Source organism: Acidobacteriota bacterium, from assembly GCA_018268895.1.
Taxonomy (GTDB): Bacteria; Acidobacteriota; Terriglobia; order Terriglobales; family Acidobacteriaceae; genus Edaphobacter.
Genome location: JAFDVP010000007.1, coordinates 982,973 through 1,000,067 on the forward strand (window position 1 = coordinate 982,973; position 17,095 = coordinate 1,000,067).

Sequence of the window (17,095 nt, forward strand, 5' to 3'; positions counted from 1 at the left end):
AAATTCCTTTTCAGCCCTGTTTGCCCGTATGCCGTTATTTTATGGTCTCGGACACCTCCGCCGCCAGCGTTTTCAGCGGGTAAACTTGGCAGATGGAAGTTCTTTACGGCCTCCACCCCGTCGAAGAGGCACTTCGCTCCGGCTCCGGACGGCTCGACCGCATTGCTCTGTCCCGAGAACGCAGCGATCGCAAGCTGGAGCAGCTTGCCTCCCTGGCCCGGGCCGCAGGCGTCCGCGTCTCGCTCGAACCCCGCGACCAGCTCACCCGGCTTGCCAAAACCGATGCGCACCAGGGCGTCGTCGCCTTCCTGCGCGAGCGCCGGTTCCTCACCCTCGAAGACCTGCTGGAGACCGGCCCCGGTCCAGCGGGACGCCGCTTCTTCCTCGCCCTCGACGGCGTTGAGGATCCCCACAACCTTGGCGCCCTTCTCCGTACTGCCGACGGCGCGGGAGTCGACGGCGTTGTCCTCCCCGAACGCCGCAGCGCGCCCATAACTGCCACCGTAGCAAAGACTTCCGCCGGAGCCTCCGAGCACGTCCGTATCGCTCGCGTCACCAACCTCGTCCGCTCGCTGGAGCAGATGAAGAAGGCCGACGTCTGGGTGGTCGGCCTCGACGAGCGTGGCACCCCCGATTACACGGACTTCGACTTCGCCTCCACCGACTGCGTCCTCGTTCTGGGCCGGGAGGGTGCAGGGCTGCATGACCTGGTCAAGAAGACCTGCGACCACCTGCTCCGCATCCCCATGGCCGGACAGGTCTCATCGCTGAACGTCTCGGTCGCCGGGGCTGTCGTCATGTACGAGGCCATGCGCCAGCGACGTGGCCAAAACCAGAACTCGTCCGTCCAACAAAGACCCGCCCCGAAGCCCGCGAAGAAACCTAAGGGCCTGGGCAGTATCTGATGACACCTTTTCCCACCTTTATCACCATGCTGGCCCTCGTCCTACCTTCTCTCGCCCAACAGCCGGGTGCCCCATCTTCGGCTCGGGACGGCGACAGCCGGCCCGAGACTAAGGTGGGTTCACAGAATCCTTCGTCAGTGGAACCCTCTCCTCAGCCTCAAGGGCAGGTACTCTTTCACCGCAACGAAGATAACGCCGCGCAACAGACAGAGCAGAAGGCCACGGCGAAGCCGCCACGAACACCTGAAACCACCATCGAATCCATCACCGAGACCGAGCGTTCCGCTCTTCTGTTCACAGCCTGGGACCTCGACCTCCACGTAACTCCGGCGACCTCGCACTTGGCCGCCCGTGCGCGTTTCACCGTCCGCAATACCTCCCCGGAGCCCCTCAAGCGTTTGGTTCTTCAGCTCTCTTCTTCGCTGAGCTTCGAGAGCATCGGTGCCCCCACCCCCCTCGGCTTCACGCAGCACACTCTCCCGACTGACGCCGACCACACCGGCGGAGCCAGCGAGGCCGTCGTTGCCCTCCCCCTCCCCCTGGCACCGGGGGAGACGTTGACGCTGACGGCGCTCTACTCCGGCGACGTTCCTTCCTCGGGGCAGAGGCTTGTCCGCATCGGCGCTCCGCCAGACCAGGCTGTACGCGCCGACTGGGACCGGATCGCCCCGGAGTCGATCGCGCTTCGCGGCTTCGGCAACGTTCTCTGGTATCCGGTCTGTTCCCCCCCACTCTTCCTGGGGGATGGCGCAAAGCTCTTTCAGGCCATCGGCCGGTCGCGCCTCCAACAGGCTGCCTCCACGTTGCGCGTCCGTCTGTCCATCGACTATGCAGGCGAGCCACCCGCCGATGCCTTCCTCAATGGGCAGCGCCTTCCGCTCGAGCGCATCGTCGAGGAGCCGAATGCGCTGGTCGCCGAGTCGCACGGTGTCGCAACCGCCGGGTTTCCCGCTACGCCCATCGGCTTTCGTACCCCCAGCCTCTTCGTCACATGGAACGCCGCAAAGCCAACGGAGAACCAGCTTCTCTCCGTGATTACAGAGAGGCCTGAAGCAGTAACACCTTACGCGGTCGCCGCCGACAATGTCGCGCCGCTGCTACAGGACTGGCTTGGGCCTGCGCCGCTTACCCCGCTGACGCTCCTCGATCACCCTGGCCAACCCTTCGAAGACGATGCCTTCCTCGCTCTTCCTCTTACGCTGACAGATGCGCGCCAGATCGCGCCGTCGCTGGTCCACTCCCTCACCCATGCGTGGTTTCGCTCGTCGCTGCCATGGCTGAACGAGGGGGTGCCGCAGTTCCTGTCGCTGGTGGCCAGCGAGACCGTCGATGGCCGCGACAAGATGCTGGCCGAGCTGCACCAGCTCATCACTCCGCTGACCCTGATGGAGCCGGAGAACGCGCCCATCGCACCGGCACGGCAGAACGCAGCCGCCTCCGATACCCCTCCTCCTGACCGCGCCGCTGAAGATTCCGGACGCAGCCTTCAGGAGGCCCTGCAGGCGAAGCTGCGGGGAATCCTTCCCGGCCCGCCGGAGAGCTACTCCTCGTCTTCGTCTTCAAGCTCATCCAGCAGCGACAAACCGGATATCTTGACGTCAAGAGAATCCGGCGCGCCTGTACTTCCTTCGTCCCAGACTCCCCCGCCGGGCCAGCCGGGACAGAGCCTGATCGATGCCCATGACGAGGTCTACTACCGGGCCAAGGCGGCTGCGGTTCTGGTGATGCTGCGCTCCATCGTCGGCGATGCCGCCCTCAAACAGGCTCTCAAGACCTACCGCGACCAGGTGCGACACACCGGGCATGAAGATTCGCATGGGTTCCAGCAGGTATTGGAGCAGGCATCGCACAAGGACCTCTCGCTGCTCTTCGACGACTGGGTCTACCACGACCGCGGGTTGGCCGATCTTTCGATCGTGAGCGTCACCCCCCGCAACCTGTCCGCGCGCAGCGGCAAAGGCACGAGCTGGCTGGTCGCGGTTGAGGTGCACAATGCCGGGTCGGTGACCGCCGACGTTCCGGTCACGGTGCGTTCGGGCAGCCTGACTTCGACTGTGCGGGTGAGTGTGCCACCGAAGTCGACGATGTCCACGCGGGTCGTCTTTGAGGGTGTACCGCAGGAGGTGATTCTCAACGACGGCACGGTCCCGGAGACGACAACGCCCATGCACCTCTTCCGGCTTAGTTTGCCCGCGAACGATGCGAAGTGAGGGGAGTTTGCAGGCACCCCTAAAAGAAAATGCAGGTCCTTCGACTCGCGCTCGCTCAGGATGACAACTGTTGGGGGGTGATGACAGTTCGTTGGCTGGTTATGACAGATTCTTGCGTGATGATGACAGAGCTGCGTAGTGATGACAGATCGTCGGGTTGTGGAGAAAATGGGCTATGCTTTTATTATCAACAAAATAAAAGGCTTCTATCGAAAGAGCGCGGTAGGCAGTGGGACGGGTTGCTACAACCTCCATCGCTCTCCTAAACTCCACAGGAAGAGTCAAATATCGTGTCCTTTCTCCGCAAATCGGCATTTACGGCCCTCGCACTGGCGCTGGCAGCGCCTCTTTGTCTGACCACCCAGGCTACGGGCCAGTCGTCTTCGAGCTCCAGTTCCAGCTCCAACCCGTCCTCTGCAACGGACTCGACGATGGAGAACAGGCAGGCGCTTCCGGCCCGCCCGCGGGTTGCGCAGCCAGAGGCCGGTGGCGCCGCCGTAACTCTGGAGACCAGCGAGCCGCTCTTCGATCTTGCCGTTGCGTTGAATGCCTGCGGCTACGATGCGGATCTCGATGCCTCGGCGCCTGTCCGCAGCAGGGTGCGCGAGCAGATCAATGAGGCGCTGGCCAAAGGAACGCCCGAGGCGCGGGACCATCGCGATGCGCTGTGCAAGTACGTTCGCGAGCACACGCTCTCGGATCCCGGACTGAACCTGGCGCAGTACATCTCGCTCTCGCTCTATCTCAATCCGCCTCCGCAGCTCACGCCTTCGGCGGGAGAGAACGAGCTTCCTCCCGATTCGACGCAGATCGTCAATATCCTTCCGCTTCTGCGGTCATTCGCGGAAGATGTCAATCTTCATGCGCTGTGGGTGGAGCATCGCGCCGAGTACGAGGAACTGGTGCGGCTGGTGCACGATCCCATGACCAAGGCGATCCTGGACACCAACGTCTATCTGCGGATGCCGGTCTCGAGCTATGACGGCCGCCGGTTTCTGGTGCTTCTGGAGCCGATGCTGGCTCCCTCGACGACCAACGCCCGCATCTATGGTAGCGACTATATCGTTGTCACCTCGCCTACTGCCGAAGGCAAGGTGCACATGGACCAGATACGGCACACGTATCTGCACTACTTGATTGAGCCGCTTGTGTATGCGCGTGCCAGCGCGATGGAGCGCTTTCTGCCGCTGATGAAGTCGGTGCAGGATGCCCCGCTGGACTTTGCCTACCGGTCGGATGCGGCAGCGCTGATTACCGAGTGCATGATCAAGGCGGTTGAGGCGCAGACGATGGATGTGGGCGTCCCGAAGCCACAGAGGCCGAGCCAGGTGCGCCAACGCGCGGATCTCGTCAGCTACGACGCCAACCTGTCGGCGTGGGAGCACGAGGCGGAGATCGTCCGGCGCAAGCAGGTGGACCTGGACATGCGGCAGGGCTGGGTGCTCACCAACTACTTCTTCGACCACATCGGTGAGATGGCCAGGGACGGCGTGAGCCTGCGCGAGCAGATCGCCCCGATGGTCTACGGCATGGACATCGACAGCCAGCGGCGCGCCATACAGCACATCGACTTTCTGCCCGAGGGAAGCAACGACTTTGTGAAGCGCGCTCCCCGGGTGCTGCAAGGGATGGACCTGGCGGAGATGAAGCTCATCAAGGGCGACGCCACGGGGGCGGAGCAGATGGCCGACGAGGCGCTGAAGGCCAATCCGAACGACGCGCAGGCCAACTACCTGGCTGGCCGCATCGAGCTGATGCGCGGCGACCCCGGCGCGGCGATGGAGCACTTCAACAAGACGCTGACCGTTGCCAAAGACCCGCGAACGCTGGCCTGGACCCACATCTACATGGGCCGCCTGTATGACATTGCCCGCGACCCGGAACGCCCCGATGTAGAGCATCCGGAGCGGCCCAAGGCGCTAGCGGAATACAAGGCGGCGCTGGCAGTCCGCGACGCCCAGCCCGACACCCGCGCCGCAGCGGAAAAGGGACTCAAAGAGCCCTTCCTTCTACCGAAGAGAACGCAGACCCCCAACGAAGACGACGAACCGCTGGATCCCAGCGGCAAGAAAGAGAAAGAGGCTTACCGTCCAGATTCGCCTCGTTGAGAGACGAATGCGACGGTTGGTTCGTCCATTCATTCCGGTAGTAGAGTATTTGCCGAGAGGGCCCAGCATGACGACGCGGCGAAAGAAGTCCACACGCGAATCGATCGGGACGCCTTCGGCCCTCTTCGGCCACGAGTTCAAGCGCCCGGAGCTGCTGACGTGGGCGTTGACGCATCGGTCACTGGCTTACGAGACCGGCCCGGAGACGCTGCCCGATCCGCGCTCGGACAATGAGCAGCTTGAGTTTGTAGGTGACGCGGTGCTGGGGCTTGCGGTCGCCGATGGTCTGTTTCATCGCTTTCCGCACTCGCGCGAAGGAGAGCTGACGCGCCTGCGCGCCTCGTTGGTAAGCCGCCGGCATCTGGGCGCGGTAGCCGCCCGCATCGGGCTTGGGGAGATGCTGCTACTGGGCCGCGGCGAGGAACAGAGCGGCGGGCGGCAGAAGCCCGCGCTGCTGGCCAACGCGCTTGAGGCAGTGATTGCGGCGCTCTATCTCGATGGCGGACTGGAGGCGGCGCGGAACTTTATCGAACGCCACATCGTCGAGCCCTCGCTGCCGGAGCTGCATGGCGCGCTGAGCGCGGGAGTGACGTTCAGCGGCGCGATCGGCGACCATAAATCGGCGCTTCAGGAGCATCTGCAGGCGATTGGCGCGGGGCAGCCGCAGTACGTTTTGACGGCTCAGAGCGGCCCCGATCACAAGAAGCTCTTCCGCGTCGAGGTACGGATTCCCGACGGTCAAGGCGGCACACGCGCACTGGGCGAGTCCGAGGCCACGACCAAGAAGCAGGCGCAGCAACAGGCGGCGCACATCGCGGTGGAGCGGCTTCTGGCTGAGGAGTCCTCTGCGGCCCCGCCGGAGCCGTTGCAGGGAAAAATTGCCCGTAAGGCGAAGAGGGCGGTCACTGGCTCCGGCGGACACAGCACGATGGAGGCAGTGCAATGAGCGGCCCTGTCTCCCCGGCTGCTACGGCTTCAACGACGACGCAGGAATCTGTACCTTCGCCCCCTCCGGCTCTCGCCACAGAAGACAAGACCCTGAAGACGCCGCATCACAGGGTGCATATTCGATATCAGCGGCACGGGTTCCTGCCGGCGGTTCAGTCGCTGACGATGATCATTGTTGTGGCTGTTTTTATCGTCACCTTCACCGTGCAGCCGTTCCGTATTCCCTCGGGTTCGATGGAGCCGACGCTGATGATCGGGGACTTCCTGCTGGTCGACAAGCAGGTTCAGATCGATCCTGGTGGCTCAAACTTCCTTCTTCCTGCTCCCTCGATCCATCGTGGAGACGTCATCGTCTTTCACTTTCCTGTTGATCCGGGAATGCACCTGGTGAAGCGGGTGGTAGGGGTGCCGGGGGACCACATCCGCCTGCGTAACGGGCATGTGCAGATCAATGGCCGCGGCATCGACGAGCCATACGCCGTCTACCGTCCTTCAGGGCCGGACAACTTCCGCGACAACTTCCCCCGGCTTGAGAGCGCGGACCCGGAGATCGACTCCCGCTGGTGGATGCGGATGCGCAAGCTGGTCGACAACGGCGAACTGATCGTTCCGGCAGGGAACTACTTCGTGCTGGGGGACAACCGGAACGACAGCGAGGACAGCCGGTACTGGGGGTTCGTTCCACAGGACGCCATCGTTGGCCGTCCGCTGGTGATCTATTTCTCGCTTCGCCAGGATGACGACGACAGCACAGCCGTCCTTCCTCATAGCGGCGAGCTGGCCGCCGGGCTGTCGGGATTTGCCCGCTGGGACAGGATGATGCGGGTGATCCGGTAGGGAATCTGGAGGCCGGGCCGCTTCAGGCGATACACTGACAAGAGGCACTTGCGGAGAGATGTATCGATGAAGACGATAGATTCGGTTCAGAACGAAGAAGAGGCGACGAAACCGGCAGAGGCGGAGAGGGCAGAGACCCCGCTCGAATCGCTGGCGTCCATTGCCAGTGTGCTTGCCGTGGGCCTCTTCGTGATGACCTTCGTCTTTCAGAACTTCGAGATTCCTTCGGCCTCGATGGAGAAGACGCTGCTGATCGGCGACCATGTGCTGGTCGATCGCATCACGCTGGCTCCCCCTACAAAGTGGGCACCGTTTACTTATTACAGGGACGTGCGCCGGGGCGACATCATCGTCTTCCTGAAGCCGGGTGAGCCTGACCTGTTCCTGGTGAAGCGCGCCATCGGCATCCCGGGCGACCGCATCCACCTGCGCAACGGCGTGGTGTACCTGAACGGCGTTGCGCAGAACGAGCCTTACGCCGCCATGCCAACCGCAGACGGCAACCCGCAACATGAGTACGTGCCGTATCGCGATGATTTTCCCAGCATCCCGCCGGACCCGATGTACCAGGTGACTGCGAGCTGGCAGTATGAGATGCCGACACATATTCAGGGCGACGACCTGGTGGTCCCTCCGGGCAAGGTCTTCGCCATGGGCGACAACCGGCCCGACTCGCTCGATGGGCGCTTCTGGGGATTTGTGCCGCGTGAAAATATCGTGGGCCGGCCGATGTTTGTCTACTGGTCGTTCGAGACGCCTGCCGACCAGATCAACAAGCAGACCATCGGCGAGAGGCTCTCGTTCATGGGGCATATCCTGATCCACATCTTCGATCAGACGCGGTGGAAGCGGACGTTCCACATTGTGCGATAGAGAAGGTCTGGCCCCTCAGCTCCTTAATTAATAGATAACTTTTGATGCAGCAGATGGACTCTATTCACGCCGAAGACCACGAAAGCCACGACGCTCGCCCTGCCCGCTCAGGCACGCGGCGTCGCATGGCCGCTCATCTGCGTCGCTTCTGGATTGTCTACGCTCTGCTCGCTCTTGTGCTGGGGCTGGCCATGCTGCCGCCGCTGGTCAACGTGAACCGTTTCCGTCGGCGGATTGCAACCAGCATTGGGGGAAGCCTCGGCCGGCCGGTACACCTGGATAACGTGTCGATGAGCGTCTTTCCGCTACCCGGCTTCGTGATTGAGAACCTGGTCGTCGACGAAGACCCGGCCTTCGGCTCCGAACCGATCATTCGCGCCAACACGGTGCGCGCGACGCTGCGGCTCTCTTCGCTGTGGCGCAGGCGGGTCGAGTTCTCGACGATCAGCTTTACCGAGCCGAGCGTGAACCTGGTGCATACCTCAGCCGGAAAGTGGAACATCGAAGAGGTGCTGATGCAGGCCTCGCGGATTGACGCCGCTCCAACCACGCAGCGGAAGGCAGGATCTGCGCCGCGGTTCCCGTACATTGAAGCCACCGGGGCGCGCCTGAACTTCAAGATGGAGCAGGAGAAGTTGCCCTTCTCGCTGGTCGATTCGGAGTTTGCGCTGTGGTCGCCGGACCCAGAGCAGTGGCGACTGCGGCTGCGCGCACACCCCACGCGAACGGACACCAGCATCTCGAACGCCGGCATCGTAGAGCTGGAGGCGACGCTGGGGCGGGGAGACTCGCTGGCGCACATCCCGCTGAACCTGACAGGGCAATGGCGCGACGCTCCACTGGGCGAGACCAGCCGTGTGCTGGCCAGTCACGACGCAGGATGGCGCGGGAACCTGGCGCTCACGACGAACATTCGCGGAACGATCGGCGAGGGCGCGGTCACTGCGCGTCTTCGATTGATCGGCGCGCGCAGGGCCGATTTTGTTCCGCAACAGCCGCTGACCGCAGAGATCGAGTGCTTCGCTACCGCAACCTCGGTCTTTCACAGCTTTCAGGACGTGCGCTGCTCGTGGCCACCCAACGCCTCCTCCGGCGTACCAACTGTCGCGGCGACGGGAGAGATCCCGAACATTCGGCGGCTGGAGGACGCGCAGATCCAGATCGGCACTTCGGGGGTTCCCGCCGCAACCGTTCTTGGTTGGTTGCGGGTCCTCACACCGGGCGTCGCCGACGATATAACGGCAGCGGGCACCCTGACAGGGAGCGTCTCTTATAACGAAGCTGCCGATCGCCAATGGTTCGGTCATCTGACCGTCCACGATGCGGAGCTAAGGCCGGGGGCTGACAGATCGAACGAATCCTTAATTAAAGGTGATATCTCATTGTCGAAGACGAACACGGCGGATACCGAGGTCCATCGGCGGCCGGTGAAGACTCTCCCCTCTCCGGAAGGCTTTATTTTGTCATCGACGGCACTCTCCCTGGGTGGGCATGATCCAGCGGTTTTAGAAGGACATCTCGATGGCAGCGGATACGCTTTGCATCTGACGGGGCCGGCAACTGTCGAGCGCCTGAAACAACTGGGAACGGCGCTGCCGTGCCTGGGCGGTGGACTGGATTCTGTAGTGGAAGCGGCGACAGAAACGGCACCGGTTCGAGTTGACCTTACATCCACTCATTTCTGGGGAGATCCATCACCACGGGTATGGCAGGACTCTTCGCTGCATCAAACCACGGCTGTGGCGAAGACGCGAAAGTCGCATTGACCCCGGTTGATCGCCAGAAAATGCAGATCCTTCGACTCCGCGGCTTCGCTCAGGATGACAAGGAATGAAGGTGACGGTAAAGCGCTCGAAGCGAGCCTAAACGGGCGTTATCCCTGAACCGAGATACCTGAGAATGTCAGCACGACTCTTCCGCGAACCGGCGTACCGAAGACGCGGGCAGGCTCGAAGACGCTGAGCATGAGCTGGTCGGTTACCTGGGACTTGACCGAGGTATCCGTAGGGCCGGAGACGATGTCGTAGTCGTAGACCCGTCCCTGGTCGTTGACCATCGCCTCCACAACGATCACTGAATCGCCGCCGGTAACAATCGGGCGAGGGGCAACCGCGGAGTAAAGATAGTGCGGCGCAGTCATGGATCCCATCAAAGGCTCGTCGTTCGCCATCACTGGCGCAGGAGCTGCCAGACCGCCGAGGAGAAGCACGATTCCACCCACCAAGGCGATTGAGCTGGCAAAACCAGCCGAGACCTGGACGAGCAGGGGGCGGAAGGCATTGTCCCACTTGACCGCCAGGGTGTCGCGCCAACTGGACTTCTTCGCTGCAACCTCGTGGGAGATCGCGATACGCAGGCGCATGCTCATGTCTTCCGGCGCCCTTGCCGGACCGAGCATCGCCAGGGAGCGCTGCATCTGACGCAGAGCGCTGAACTCCTTCCGGCAGCTCTCGCAGCCCTCAAGATGACGCGCGATCTTCTGCATCTGCCTGCCATCGATCGCTCCATCGAGGTATGCCGAGAAGGATGAACGAACTTTATCGCAGCCAGATGTCATCGCGTCACCGTCTCCGGATCGAACTTTACCCCGGACCTATGGTTGGATGGAGCTGTTGCCGTGAAAGAAGCGGAATTTTTTGCCGGCGCCTCAGAGACCAGCAACGCGCGCAGGGCGGAACGCCCCCGGGTGAGTCTCGATTTCACCGTACCTATATTGACGTTGAGGATCTCTGCGATCTCCTCGTAGGTAAAACCTTCTATCTCGCGAAGGACGACAACGGTACGAAAGGCTTCGGGAACCTGCCGGAGCGCGTCTTCCACGCGATGGCGCAGCTCCGATTGCGCGGCATGATCGAAGGGCGAGTCGCCGGAGTCGGCGAGGGTCGCCATCAGGGTGCCGTCATCGCCGGGGTCTGCCGACTCGGCCGAAGAGTCGATCGTAAGCTCCTGTTTCTTATGGCGCGACCACCAGCGGCGCTGGTTGGAAGCCTCGTGCAGAGCGATGCGGTACAACCAGGTCCGCAGGCTGGATTCACCATGAAAACCGCGGATGCTGCGGAAGACCTTGATGAAGACTTCCTGGGTGATATCGGCCGCGTCATGCGGGTCGGTAAGGCTGCGTGCAATCAGCGAGTAGAGCGGCTGATGATATTGCGCGATGAGGATGGCGAAGGCGTCCTCGCTGCCAGCCTTGAGGTCGGCGACGAGCGCTGCTTCTTCGGTGGTGATACCGATCGCGCTTGCCAGATTTCCCACGAACATGCCCGCCTGCATACCGGGTGACCTCTACACTACGACTTTTGTGTAACGTGTGGCAAACACATGCACCGCAAAGTGTGCACAGGAAGAACTGCGCCTCCGGAGGCCGAGTGCTCGCTTCACTCTACAGGCTTAGACACCAGCAACTTCGAGGATGTTCCCAGAGGGGTTGCATTTGGATGAGCCCACGTAAGGCCAGAGTCCGCCCTGAGCGCAAACAACTCAATCCGGATGCACGACGGATGCCTGGCTCCGCAAAGGGGCTGATCTGGAGTCGAATCGATTCGACCATCTCTTACCCAACTGAATCCAAAAGGATTCATAGTACCGGGTGGAAAGATGCGCAAAGAGAAACGACAGCGCTAGACACAGTGGTCTTTTGAGATACCGGACGAGTGTTCCTCCGCTACCGAGCCAACCCGCCATGGTAATGGGATGAAGAACATAGAGGGCGTAGGAGATGTTCGCCATATAACGCAGCGGTGCGGAGCCAAGCAGCGAGGAAAACCAGCCGTGTGGCCGAACCAGGGTACAGCCAACCAGCGAAGCTGCAATATAGGGTCGTGCGTATTGGAGCCAAGTGAAACGATCATGACTGGCAACCACCAGGAGAACGATCATCACGTAAGGGTTCAGTGGAAGAAGAAGACGCCGCAGTCTTTCGCTGCCTGGAAGGTGCATGAAGAGAGCCAGGGTGGCTCCTGCAAGAATCTCGTCGACACGAAACCAGGTAACGATCGACATGGGTTCATGATGGACGATGCGAAACATGGTGACCGCAAGACACAGAAGGGGCAAACCGAGCAGGCCGCGACGCGAGAGCAGAAGACAATTGAGTGCCACCGCCACATAAAACTGCATTTCGACGCAGACACTCCACAGGTGCCCATTGAAATGGCCAAGCCAGAATGGAGGAATATTTGCGTAAAAGAGCAATTGCGCACAATACATGGCAAACGGCGCTTTAATCAGAGGAAATACGATGAGGGTATACAGCCAGATCAAAGGCAAAATACGGCAAAAACGGCGAACAAGGAACTTCGGCACGTTTGGATCAAAGAGCAAGGTTGAGGTGATAAGAAACCCGGACAAGGTAAAGAAGATTGCCATTCCTGAACCTGCGATGGCAGCGTTCATCTCGAACCGTTTCGGACCGAGGGGGAACATGTGTCCGGCTAAAACGAGCAAAATACTAATTCCGCGCCATCCATCGAGGGCGGGAAAATGAGGCATCTTCCCGCTGATTTGTTCCCAATAGGATTCGGCACGGGCGGTTTGCAGCGTCATTGTTCTCAATCACCGTCTTACAGAACGTTCTAAGAAGTGCCCAAAGCAACAACAACATTCACACGTAACACAAAGCAGGAGGTTCTACATGGGAAAGAGTTGAGTCAGCGTAACATAGTCAAGTTTCTTTTAGACTCCTCACAGTTGACGAATAAGTCTTGAGCAGAGACAATTAGAGAGTTGTCCCAACCAGCATGTGGGCCTGTGGCGCAGCTGGGAGCGCGCTTCCATGGCATGGAAGAGGTCATCGGTTCGATCCCGATCAGGTCCACCAATCAATCCAACAATTTAGCGGAAGTTTCTAAAGACGCGCGATACGTTGTATCCGGTTCATCCGTGTAAGTCTTCATCGCCCGGATTATGTCATCGCAGGCGGGCCTGGCGGCGGTGGCCCCGGAAGCATTGCCTATGGCTTCAACGAAGGGCGCGTCGGTGTGGGTGTGTATGACGCGCAGGCTGGCTAAGGAGCTTGGGCCGCGCAGGTACAGACCGAACATGGTGGCGCGAACACCAATATGAAAACCACCATAACTATTGGCCGCGCAGGATTCCCGGCATGAAGGAAGCGCTCCCTGGGTTCGCCTGAATTTGCGATTTAATGTGTGAAGCGCCCTCACAACCAATGAGGGCGCTTCACACATCAAGAGGAATTGTTCTGGCTGCGGCACCGATACCTGCCTGCGACAGGTTGGGCGCAATAGAAGTTCCACTTATGCGATCTAGAATTCGACTCGTGCGTGGAACTGCGCAAGCCGGGGGTTGGTCAACAAGCTCGTTGCATTGCCGAAGCTATTTGTACTATCGATGCGAGCGGAGATCGATTTTGCATCAAACCGCACGCTATTGGTGACATTGAACAATTCGATTCCAGCTTTGACCTTCATATGCTCGTTCACGGAGAATGCTTTTTCCAATCCTGCATCCTCCTCGAAGTAGCCGTCCCCTCGGAGCGGATTTCTGGTTCCCGATTCTCCGGGGAGCGCGAAGTCGAATGCCGCAAGAACGGCGGCAGGATCGGCAAAGCGTTGTTGCAACTTTCCGCGTCCACTGGGGATTTTGCCGATCTGCGTTGCAAAGCCCTGGATGTCGTAGTTTGTCGGGTAGTTGCTTCCATTATTGACTTGAAAGGGAAAGCCGCTGGTCCAGCGAACGATGCCCGTGGTTTGCCATCCACCTATCAGCAGATCTGCGAACCTTGAGATGGACGAACCGAACTTCTGACCGCGGCCGAAGGGCAGCTTCCAGATATAGTTTGTGTTGATCTGGTGGCGCAGGTCGAAGTCCGAGGGGCCGTAGAGCTGATCCGGGGCCCAGGTGTTGATGATCTGAGCGCTATTGGTCGAGCCTGAGGAGCCAAGCCTTTCAGCCTGGGAGGTTGCATCCAGCGACTTCGAGTAGGTGTAGTTGAAGTCGGCCTGCAGGCCCAGACCAAATCGCTGGCGATAGACCACCTGGAGCGCGTTGTAGTTTGAATTGCCGATCGATCTCCAGGCATAGAGCGCGGAGAACTGGTCATGATAGTAGCGGTTGGAGGGGTAGGTGCCGTTGGGATTGATTCCGGCGCCTGTCGCTGCGTCCGGCATATCCAGGGCATACAGCGCATTGGCTTCGTTATATAGATTCTGCTGGTAGAGCTGATAGATATTCTGCGTTGCCGTGAAGCCAGGCCCGAACCCGATATCCTGCCCGCCAAGTGCGCCGAACAACTGCTCCCAATAGCCGATAGGCTGGACAGTGGAGACATCGACGCCATTGCCGCCATTGGCGCGGGCCATCTTGGACATCTGCGCCGCCGCGGCAAAATAGCTTGTCCCTCCAACGGAGAGGTTTGTGGGCATGGCTACGTCCTGCTGCTCAAGCAGACGATGCGCGAAGCGTCCGACGTAGATCAATTCAAGCGAAGACCCATTGCGAATCTCGCGCGAGACGGAGAAATCGACAACATGTGAGTACGGCGTCTTAATCGCCGAGTCCTGAGACCAGTAGATGGCTCCGCTCGTTGGGCCGCTTTGCACCGGGATGCCGGGGAAACCTATCTTCGGAGGAGGAGGAAGCAGGCTTTGCGGAACATTGTTGACGCCGGTGAAACGAGGTGCATTCCCGATCTTCAATGCGCCGGCGCTGGTCTGAAGGGTGGTCGCAAGACCGAACGATCCCTCGTTGACGAAGTTATCGACGATGGCGGCGCCGAAGTGATCGAACACGAGAGAGTAGCCTGCCCGGATACTGCTCTTACCATTGCCAAGCAGCTTGTTCAAGAACCCGGAGTCCGGGTTAGGCGAGAATGCCAGCGCAAAGCGTGGGCTGATGTTTGTCTTTTCGGGTGTCCAGTAATCGGGCTTGCCGTTGTAGCGTCCGTTCAGCGGAAACCCCAGCTCTCCTGCACCACTGGCCGCTTTGCCGGAACCAGCCAACTGAGCACTCTGATTGACAAACTGTGTCAGCGAGAAGTTACCCGATCCACATGTGCTGCCGACGACCTGGCAAATGCCAACCTGCGTCCCTGTCGTCTCAGCCGGGGCCTGGAGGTAGGAGTACCTCAGGCCATAGGTGAGAGTCAGGTTGCTGAGTACCTTCCAACTGTCCTGCGCGAAAAACTCGTATTCGTTCCAGCGGTAATCTCGCGCGACGGGAGCGCCGACTGGCAGTGTGGAGCCATCTTTTGTGGTGTTGTAGGTAACATTTCCAACGTTGATGATGCCGACGATACCCATCAGGCTGCCGTTATAGTTTCCCCTATATTTACTGGGAACCGCAGGATACAGAGTCCCATAGGCTCCCGGGTCAAATGAGCCGCCACCGCCAGCGATTGCTTGCGGGTTCAGATACTGGTAGGTTCCGGTTGCGTTGGAATAGGAAAGTGAGTTGCTGGACGTGCGTGTCTCAATAAACCTGATATTGGTGCCGAACGCCAGGTTGTGGTTATGCTTCGTCCAACTGAGATTGTCAGCCAGGTTATAGACTGGCGCGATCGTTGAGTTGGACGAGGTTGTCGGAATCAACGACGTGATGCTCTGTAGCGTGACATAGGGCCCGGACAACAGCCCTTTATTACTGAAGCCCTGACGTGTAAGGCCGAACACGAGATTGTTGACCAGATTGCTGCTGAGCAGCTCCGTATAGCCTGCGGCGAACCCTTTGCTATTGGTTAGCAACGTATTTTGTCCTGGTTGTCCTGGAAATTTCGGGCCACCGGGTTCGTGGTCGTTCTGCAGATTTCCTCGCCAGAAGAGCATGTGTTTCCCGTTGCCTCGAACGTCCCAGTCGAGCCGTCCAGTATAGCCGTTGTAGCTGCGCTTGGTGACGTAGGAAAAGCTGTATCCCTGATTGTTAAGTCCGTCACCTACAGTTTTGTCATTCGGCAAAGGATATGTATTCAGTAACGCCAAAACAGCAGAGTTAACCCCGATTCCTTGGGGATCCATAGCCTTTAAAACTGCTGGAGTCAGAGTGTAAATACCCGCTGGAGGGCAGTTTGAATTTACGGTGCAATACTTCAATTCACCGGCGCGATAACTAGGCGTTGGAACTGTCGTGCCCTTCGAAGTAAAGCCCTGGGTGTCGCGCCGTCCCTCATAGTTGAGGAAGAAGAATGCGTTTTGTTTTTTGATTGGCCCACCGACGGATGCGCCAAACACATTGCGAATGAGCTTTAGCGGAACGTTTGGCTGACCATTGGCCAGTTGTGTTTGTTTGTTGAAGAAGTCGTTTGCGTGAAACAGGTTGTTCCGGTTATACGCATAGACTGCGCCATGAAAGTTGTTGGTTCCACTCCGAGTGACAAGCGCAACCTGGGCTCCGGATGAGCGGCCGTCCTGTGCATTCGGATTGCTCGTCGTTACGCGAAACTCGCCGACGGCGTCCTGCGACACGCGCAATACGCTGGTGAACGCGTAGCCGTTGTTGATGTCATTCACGTCGACGCCATCGAGTGTGATGTTCGACTGGTCCGAACGCCCTCCGTTCACCGTTCCGCTACGTGAGTCGCTGCTGGTGTTGCCGTTTGACGCGGTGCCAGTATCGGAATCGGTGCGGCCCATAAACGTAACGCCCGGTTGCAGACTCAGCAGGTCAGGAACGTTTCTCGCTTCGCTTGGCAAATTTACAATCTGTTCCTGGGAAAAGGCATTGCCTAGCGTTGCATCCGTTGTATTCAAGGTCGGCTGAATATCGGCGCTCACCGTTACATCGGACGAGACCGTAGCAACGCTTAGAGCTACGTTGATGGTGGCGGGCTGGCTTACAAGAAGCTCGATACCGGTCTTCTTCTGTGTGGTGAACCCCTGCGAGCTGATGGTCAATTCGTAGCGTCCGGGAGCGAGTTGCGAGAACTGGTAGTCGCCACTGCCGTTCGTAATGCCTGACCGGCTGGAGCCCGTCGTCGTACGCGTGAGCCTGACCGAAGCTCCGGGGACAACAGCGCCCGCGGCATCCGTTACGCGGCCTCCTAAGGAAGTTGTTGCCTGCCCCCTGACAAAAGAGGAGCAGAGAAAAAGCAGACAGACAAGGGATATGCGTACAGTGTGCTTCAAAGGCATGTCGAATCCAACCTTTCTTTCGCAAACATGGAATTCAGGGGCCGGCGTAAAGCCGACGCTCCGATGCAGATTTCTTTGAAAGTTACCGCTTACGGTCGACCAACAAAATATCACTGAATCGCTGATTCCGG

The 17,095-nt window shown here is 59.7% G+C and carries 11 protein-coding genes and 1 tRNA gene; 8 read left to right on the top strand and 4 right to left on the bottom strand.

Annotated features, from left to right (window positions below; translation table 11 throughout):
* Positions 1-92: 92 nt before the first annotated feature.
* From rlmB to JSS95_11825, 7 genes are all read left to right on the top strand, one after another.
* Complete coding sequence (gene rlmB, locus JSS95_11795; GenBank protein MBS1800495.1) at positions 93-905, top strand: 23S rRNA (guanosine(2251)-2'-O)-methyltransferase RlmB; 813 nt, start codon at positions 93-95, stop codon at positions 903-905.
* Positions 905-3,115, top strand: coding sequence for a hypothetical protein (locus JSS95_11800; GenBank protein ID MBS1800496.1), 2,211 nt, complete (start codon positions 905-907; stop codon positions 3,113-3,115). The genes rlmB and JSS95_11800 overlap by 1 nt, the downstream gene beginning before the upstream one ends.
* Before the next feature lie 290 nt (positions 3,116-3,405).
* Entirely contained in the window at positions 3,406-5,223 is a 1,818-nt protein-coding gene (locus tag JSS95_11805; protein ID MBS1800497.1) for a hypothetical protein, read from the top strand.
* Between the two features lie 67 nt (positions 5,224-5,290).
* Positions 5,291-6,169 (top strand): ribonuclease III, encoded by an 879-nt coding sequence (gene rnc, locus JSS95_11810; protein MBS1800498.1) that lies wholly within the window; start codon positions 5,291-5,293, stop codon positions 6,167-6,169.
* Positions 6,166-7,008, top strand: a complete 843-nt coding sequence (gene lepB, locus JSS95_11815) for a signal peptidase I (protein MBS1800499.1) — start codon at positions 6,166-6,168, stop codon at positions 7,006-7,008. The genes rnc and lepB (JSS95_11815) overlap by 4 nt, the downstream gene beginning before the upstream one ends.
* A gap of 66 nt (positions 7,009-7,074) precedes the next feature.
* Positions 7,075-7,881, top strand: a complete 807-nt coding sequence (gene lepB / locus JSS95_11820) for a signal peptidase I (protein MBS1800500.1) — start codon at positions 7,075-7,077, stop codon at positions 7,879-7,881.
* 53 nt (positions 7,882-7,934) lie between these two features.
* Positions 7,935-9,647, top strand: a complete 1,713-nt coding sequence (locus JSS95_11825; GenBank protein ID MBS1800501.1) for an AsmA family protein — start codon at positions 7,935-7,937, stop codon at positions 9,645-9,647.
* A 107-nt stretch (positions 9,648-9,754) separates the two neighbouring features.
* Here JSS95_11825 and JSS95_11830 read toward each other — a convergent pair whose 3' ends face one another.
* From JSS95_11830 to JSS95_11840, 3 genes are all read right to left on the bottom strand, one after another.
* Positions 9,755-10,438: a zf-HC2 domain-containing protein gene (locus tag JSS95_11830; GenBank protein ID MBS1800502.1), complete on the bottom strand. Its 684-nt coding sequence runs from the start codon at positions 10,436-10,438 to the stop codon at positions 9,755-9,757.
* A complete protein-coding gene (locus JSS95_11835) occupies positions 10,435-11,154 on the bottom strand; it encodes a sigma-70 family RNA polymerase sigma factor (GenBank protein MBS1800503.1) in 720 nt (239 codons plus the stop codon). Before JSS95_11835 ends, JSS95_11830 begins: the two co-directional genes overlap by 4 nt.
* A gap of 207 nt (positions 11,155-11,361) precedes the next feature.
* Positions 11,362-12,372 carry an acyltransferase gene (locus tag JSS95_11840; GenBank protein ID MBS1800504.1) on the bottom strand — a complete coding sequence of 337 codons (1,011 nt, stop codon included), beginning with the start codon at positions 12,370-12,372 and terminating at the stop codon, positions 11,362-11,364.
* Between the two features lie 252 nt (positions 12,373-12,624).
* Between JSS95_11840 and JSS95_11845 the strand changes: the two genes are divergently transcribed.
* Positions 12,625-12,700, top strand: a tRNA-Ala gene (locus JSS95_11845).
* Positions 12,701-13,145: 445 nt separating this feature from the next.
* Here JSS95_11845 and JSS95_11850 read toward each other — a convergent pair.
* Positions 13,146-16,964, bottom strand: coding sequence for a TonB-dependent receptor (locus JSS95_11850; protein MBS1800505.1), 3,819 nt, complete (start codon positions 16,962-16,964; stop codon positions 13,146-13,148).
* Between the last annotated feature and the right edge of the window lie 131 nt (positions 16,965-17,095).

Coding starts and splice junctions, on each gene's coding strand:
- rlmB (MBS1800495.1), top strand. CDS start 93: ATGGAAGTTCTTTACGGCCTCCACCCCGTCGAAGAGGCACTTCGCTCC.
- JSS95_11800 (MBS1800496.1), top strand. CDS start 905: ATGACACCTTTTCCCACCTTTATCACCATGCTGGCCCTCGTCCTACCT.
- rnc (MBS1800498.1), top strand. CDS start 5,291: ATGACGACGCGGCGAAAGAAGTCCACACGCGAATCGATCGGGACGCCT.
- lepB (MBS1800499.1), top strand. CDS start 6,166: ATGAGCGGCCCTGTCTCCCCGGCTGCTACGGCTTCAACGACGACGCAG.
- lepB (MBS1800500.1), top strand. CDS start 7,075: ATGAAGACGATAGATTCGGTTCAGAACGAAGAAGAGGCGACGAAACCG.
- JSS95_11825 (MBS1800501.1), top strand. CDS start 7,935: ATGGACTCTATTCACGCCGAAGACCACGAAAGCCACGACGCTCGCCCT.
- JSS95_11830 (MBS1800502.1), bottom strand. CDS start 10,438: ATGACATCTGGCTGCGATAAAGTTCGTTCATCCTTCTCGGCATACCTC.
- JSS95_11835 (MBS1800503.1), bottom strand. CDS start 11,154: ATGCAGGCGGGCATGTTCGTGGGAAATCTGGCAAGCGCGATCGGTATC.
- JSS95_11840 (MBS1800504.1), bottom strand. CDS start 12,372: ATGCCTCATTTTCCCGCCCTCGATGGATGGCGCGGAATTAGTATTTTG.
- JSS95_11850 (MBS1800505.1), bottom strand. CDS start 16,964: ATGCCTTTGAAGCACACTGTACGCATATCCCTTGTCTGTCTGCTTTTT.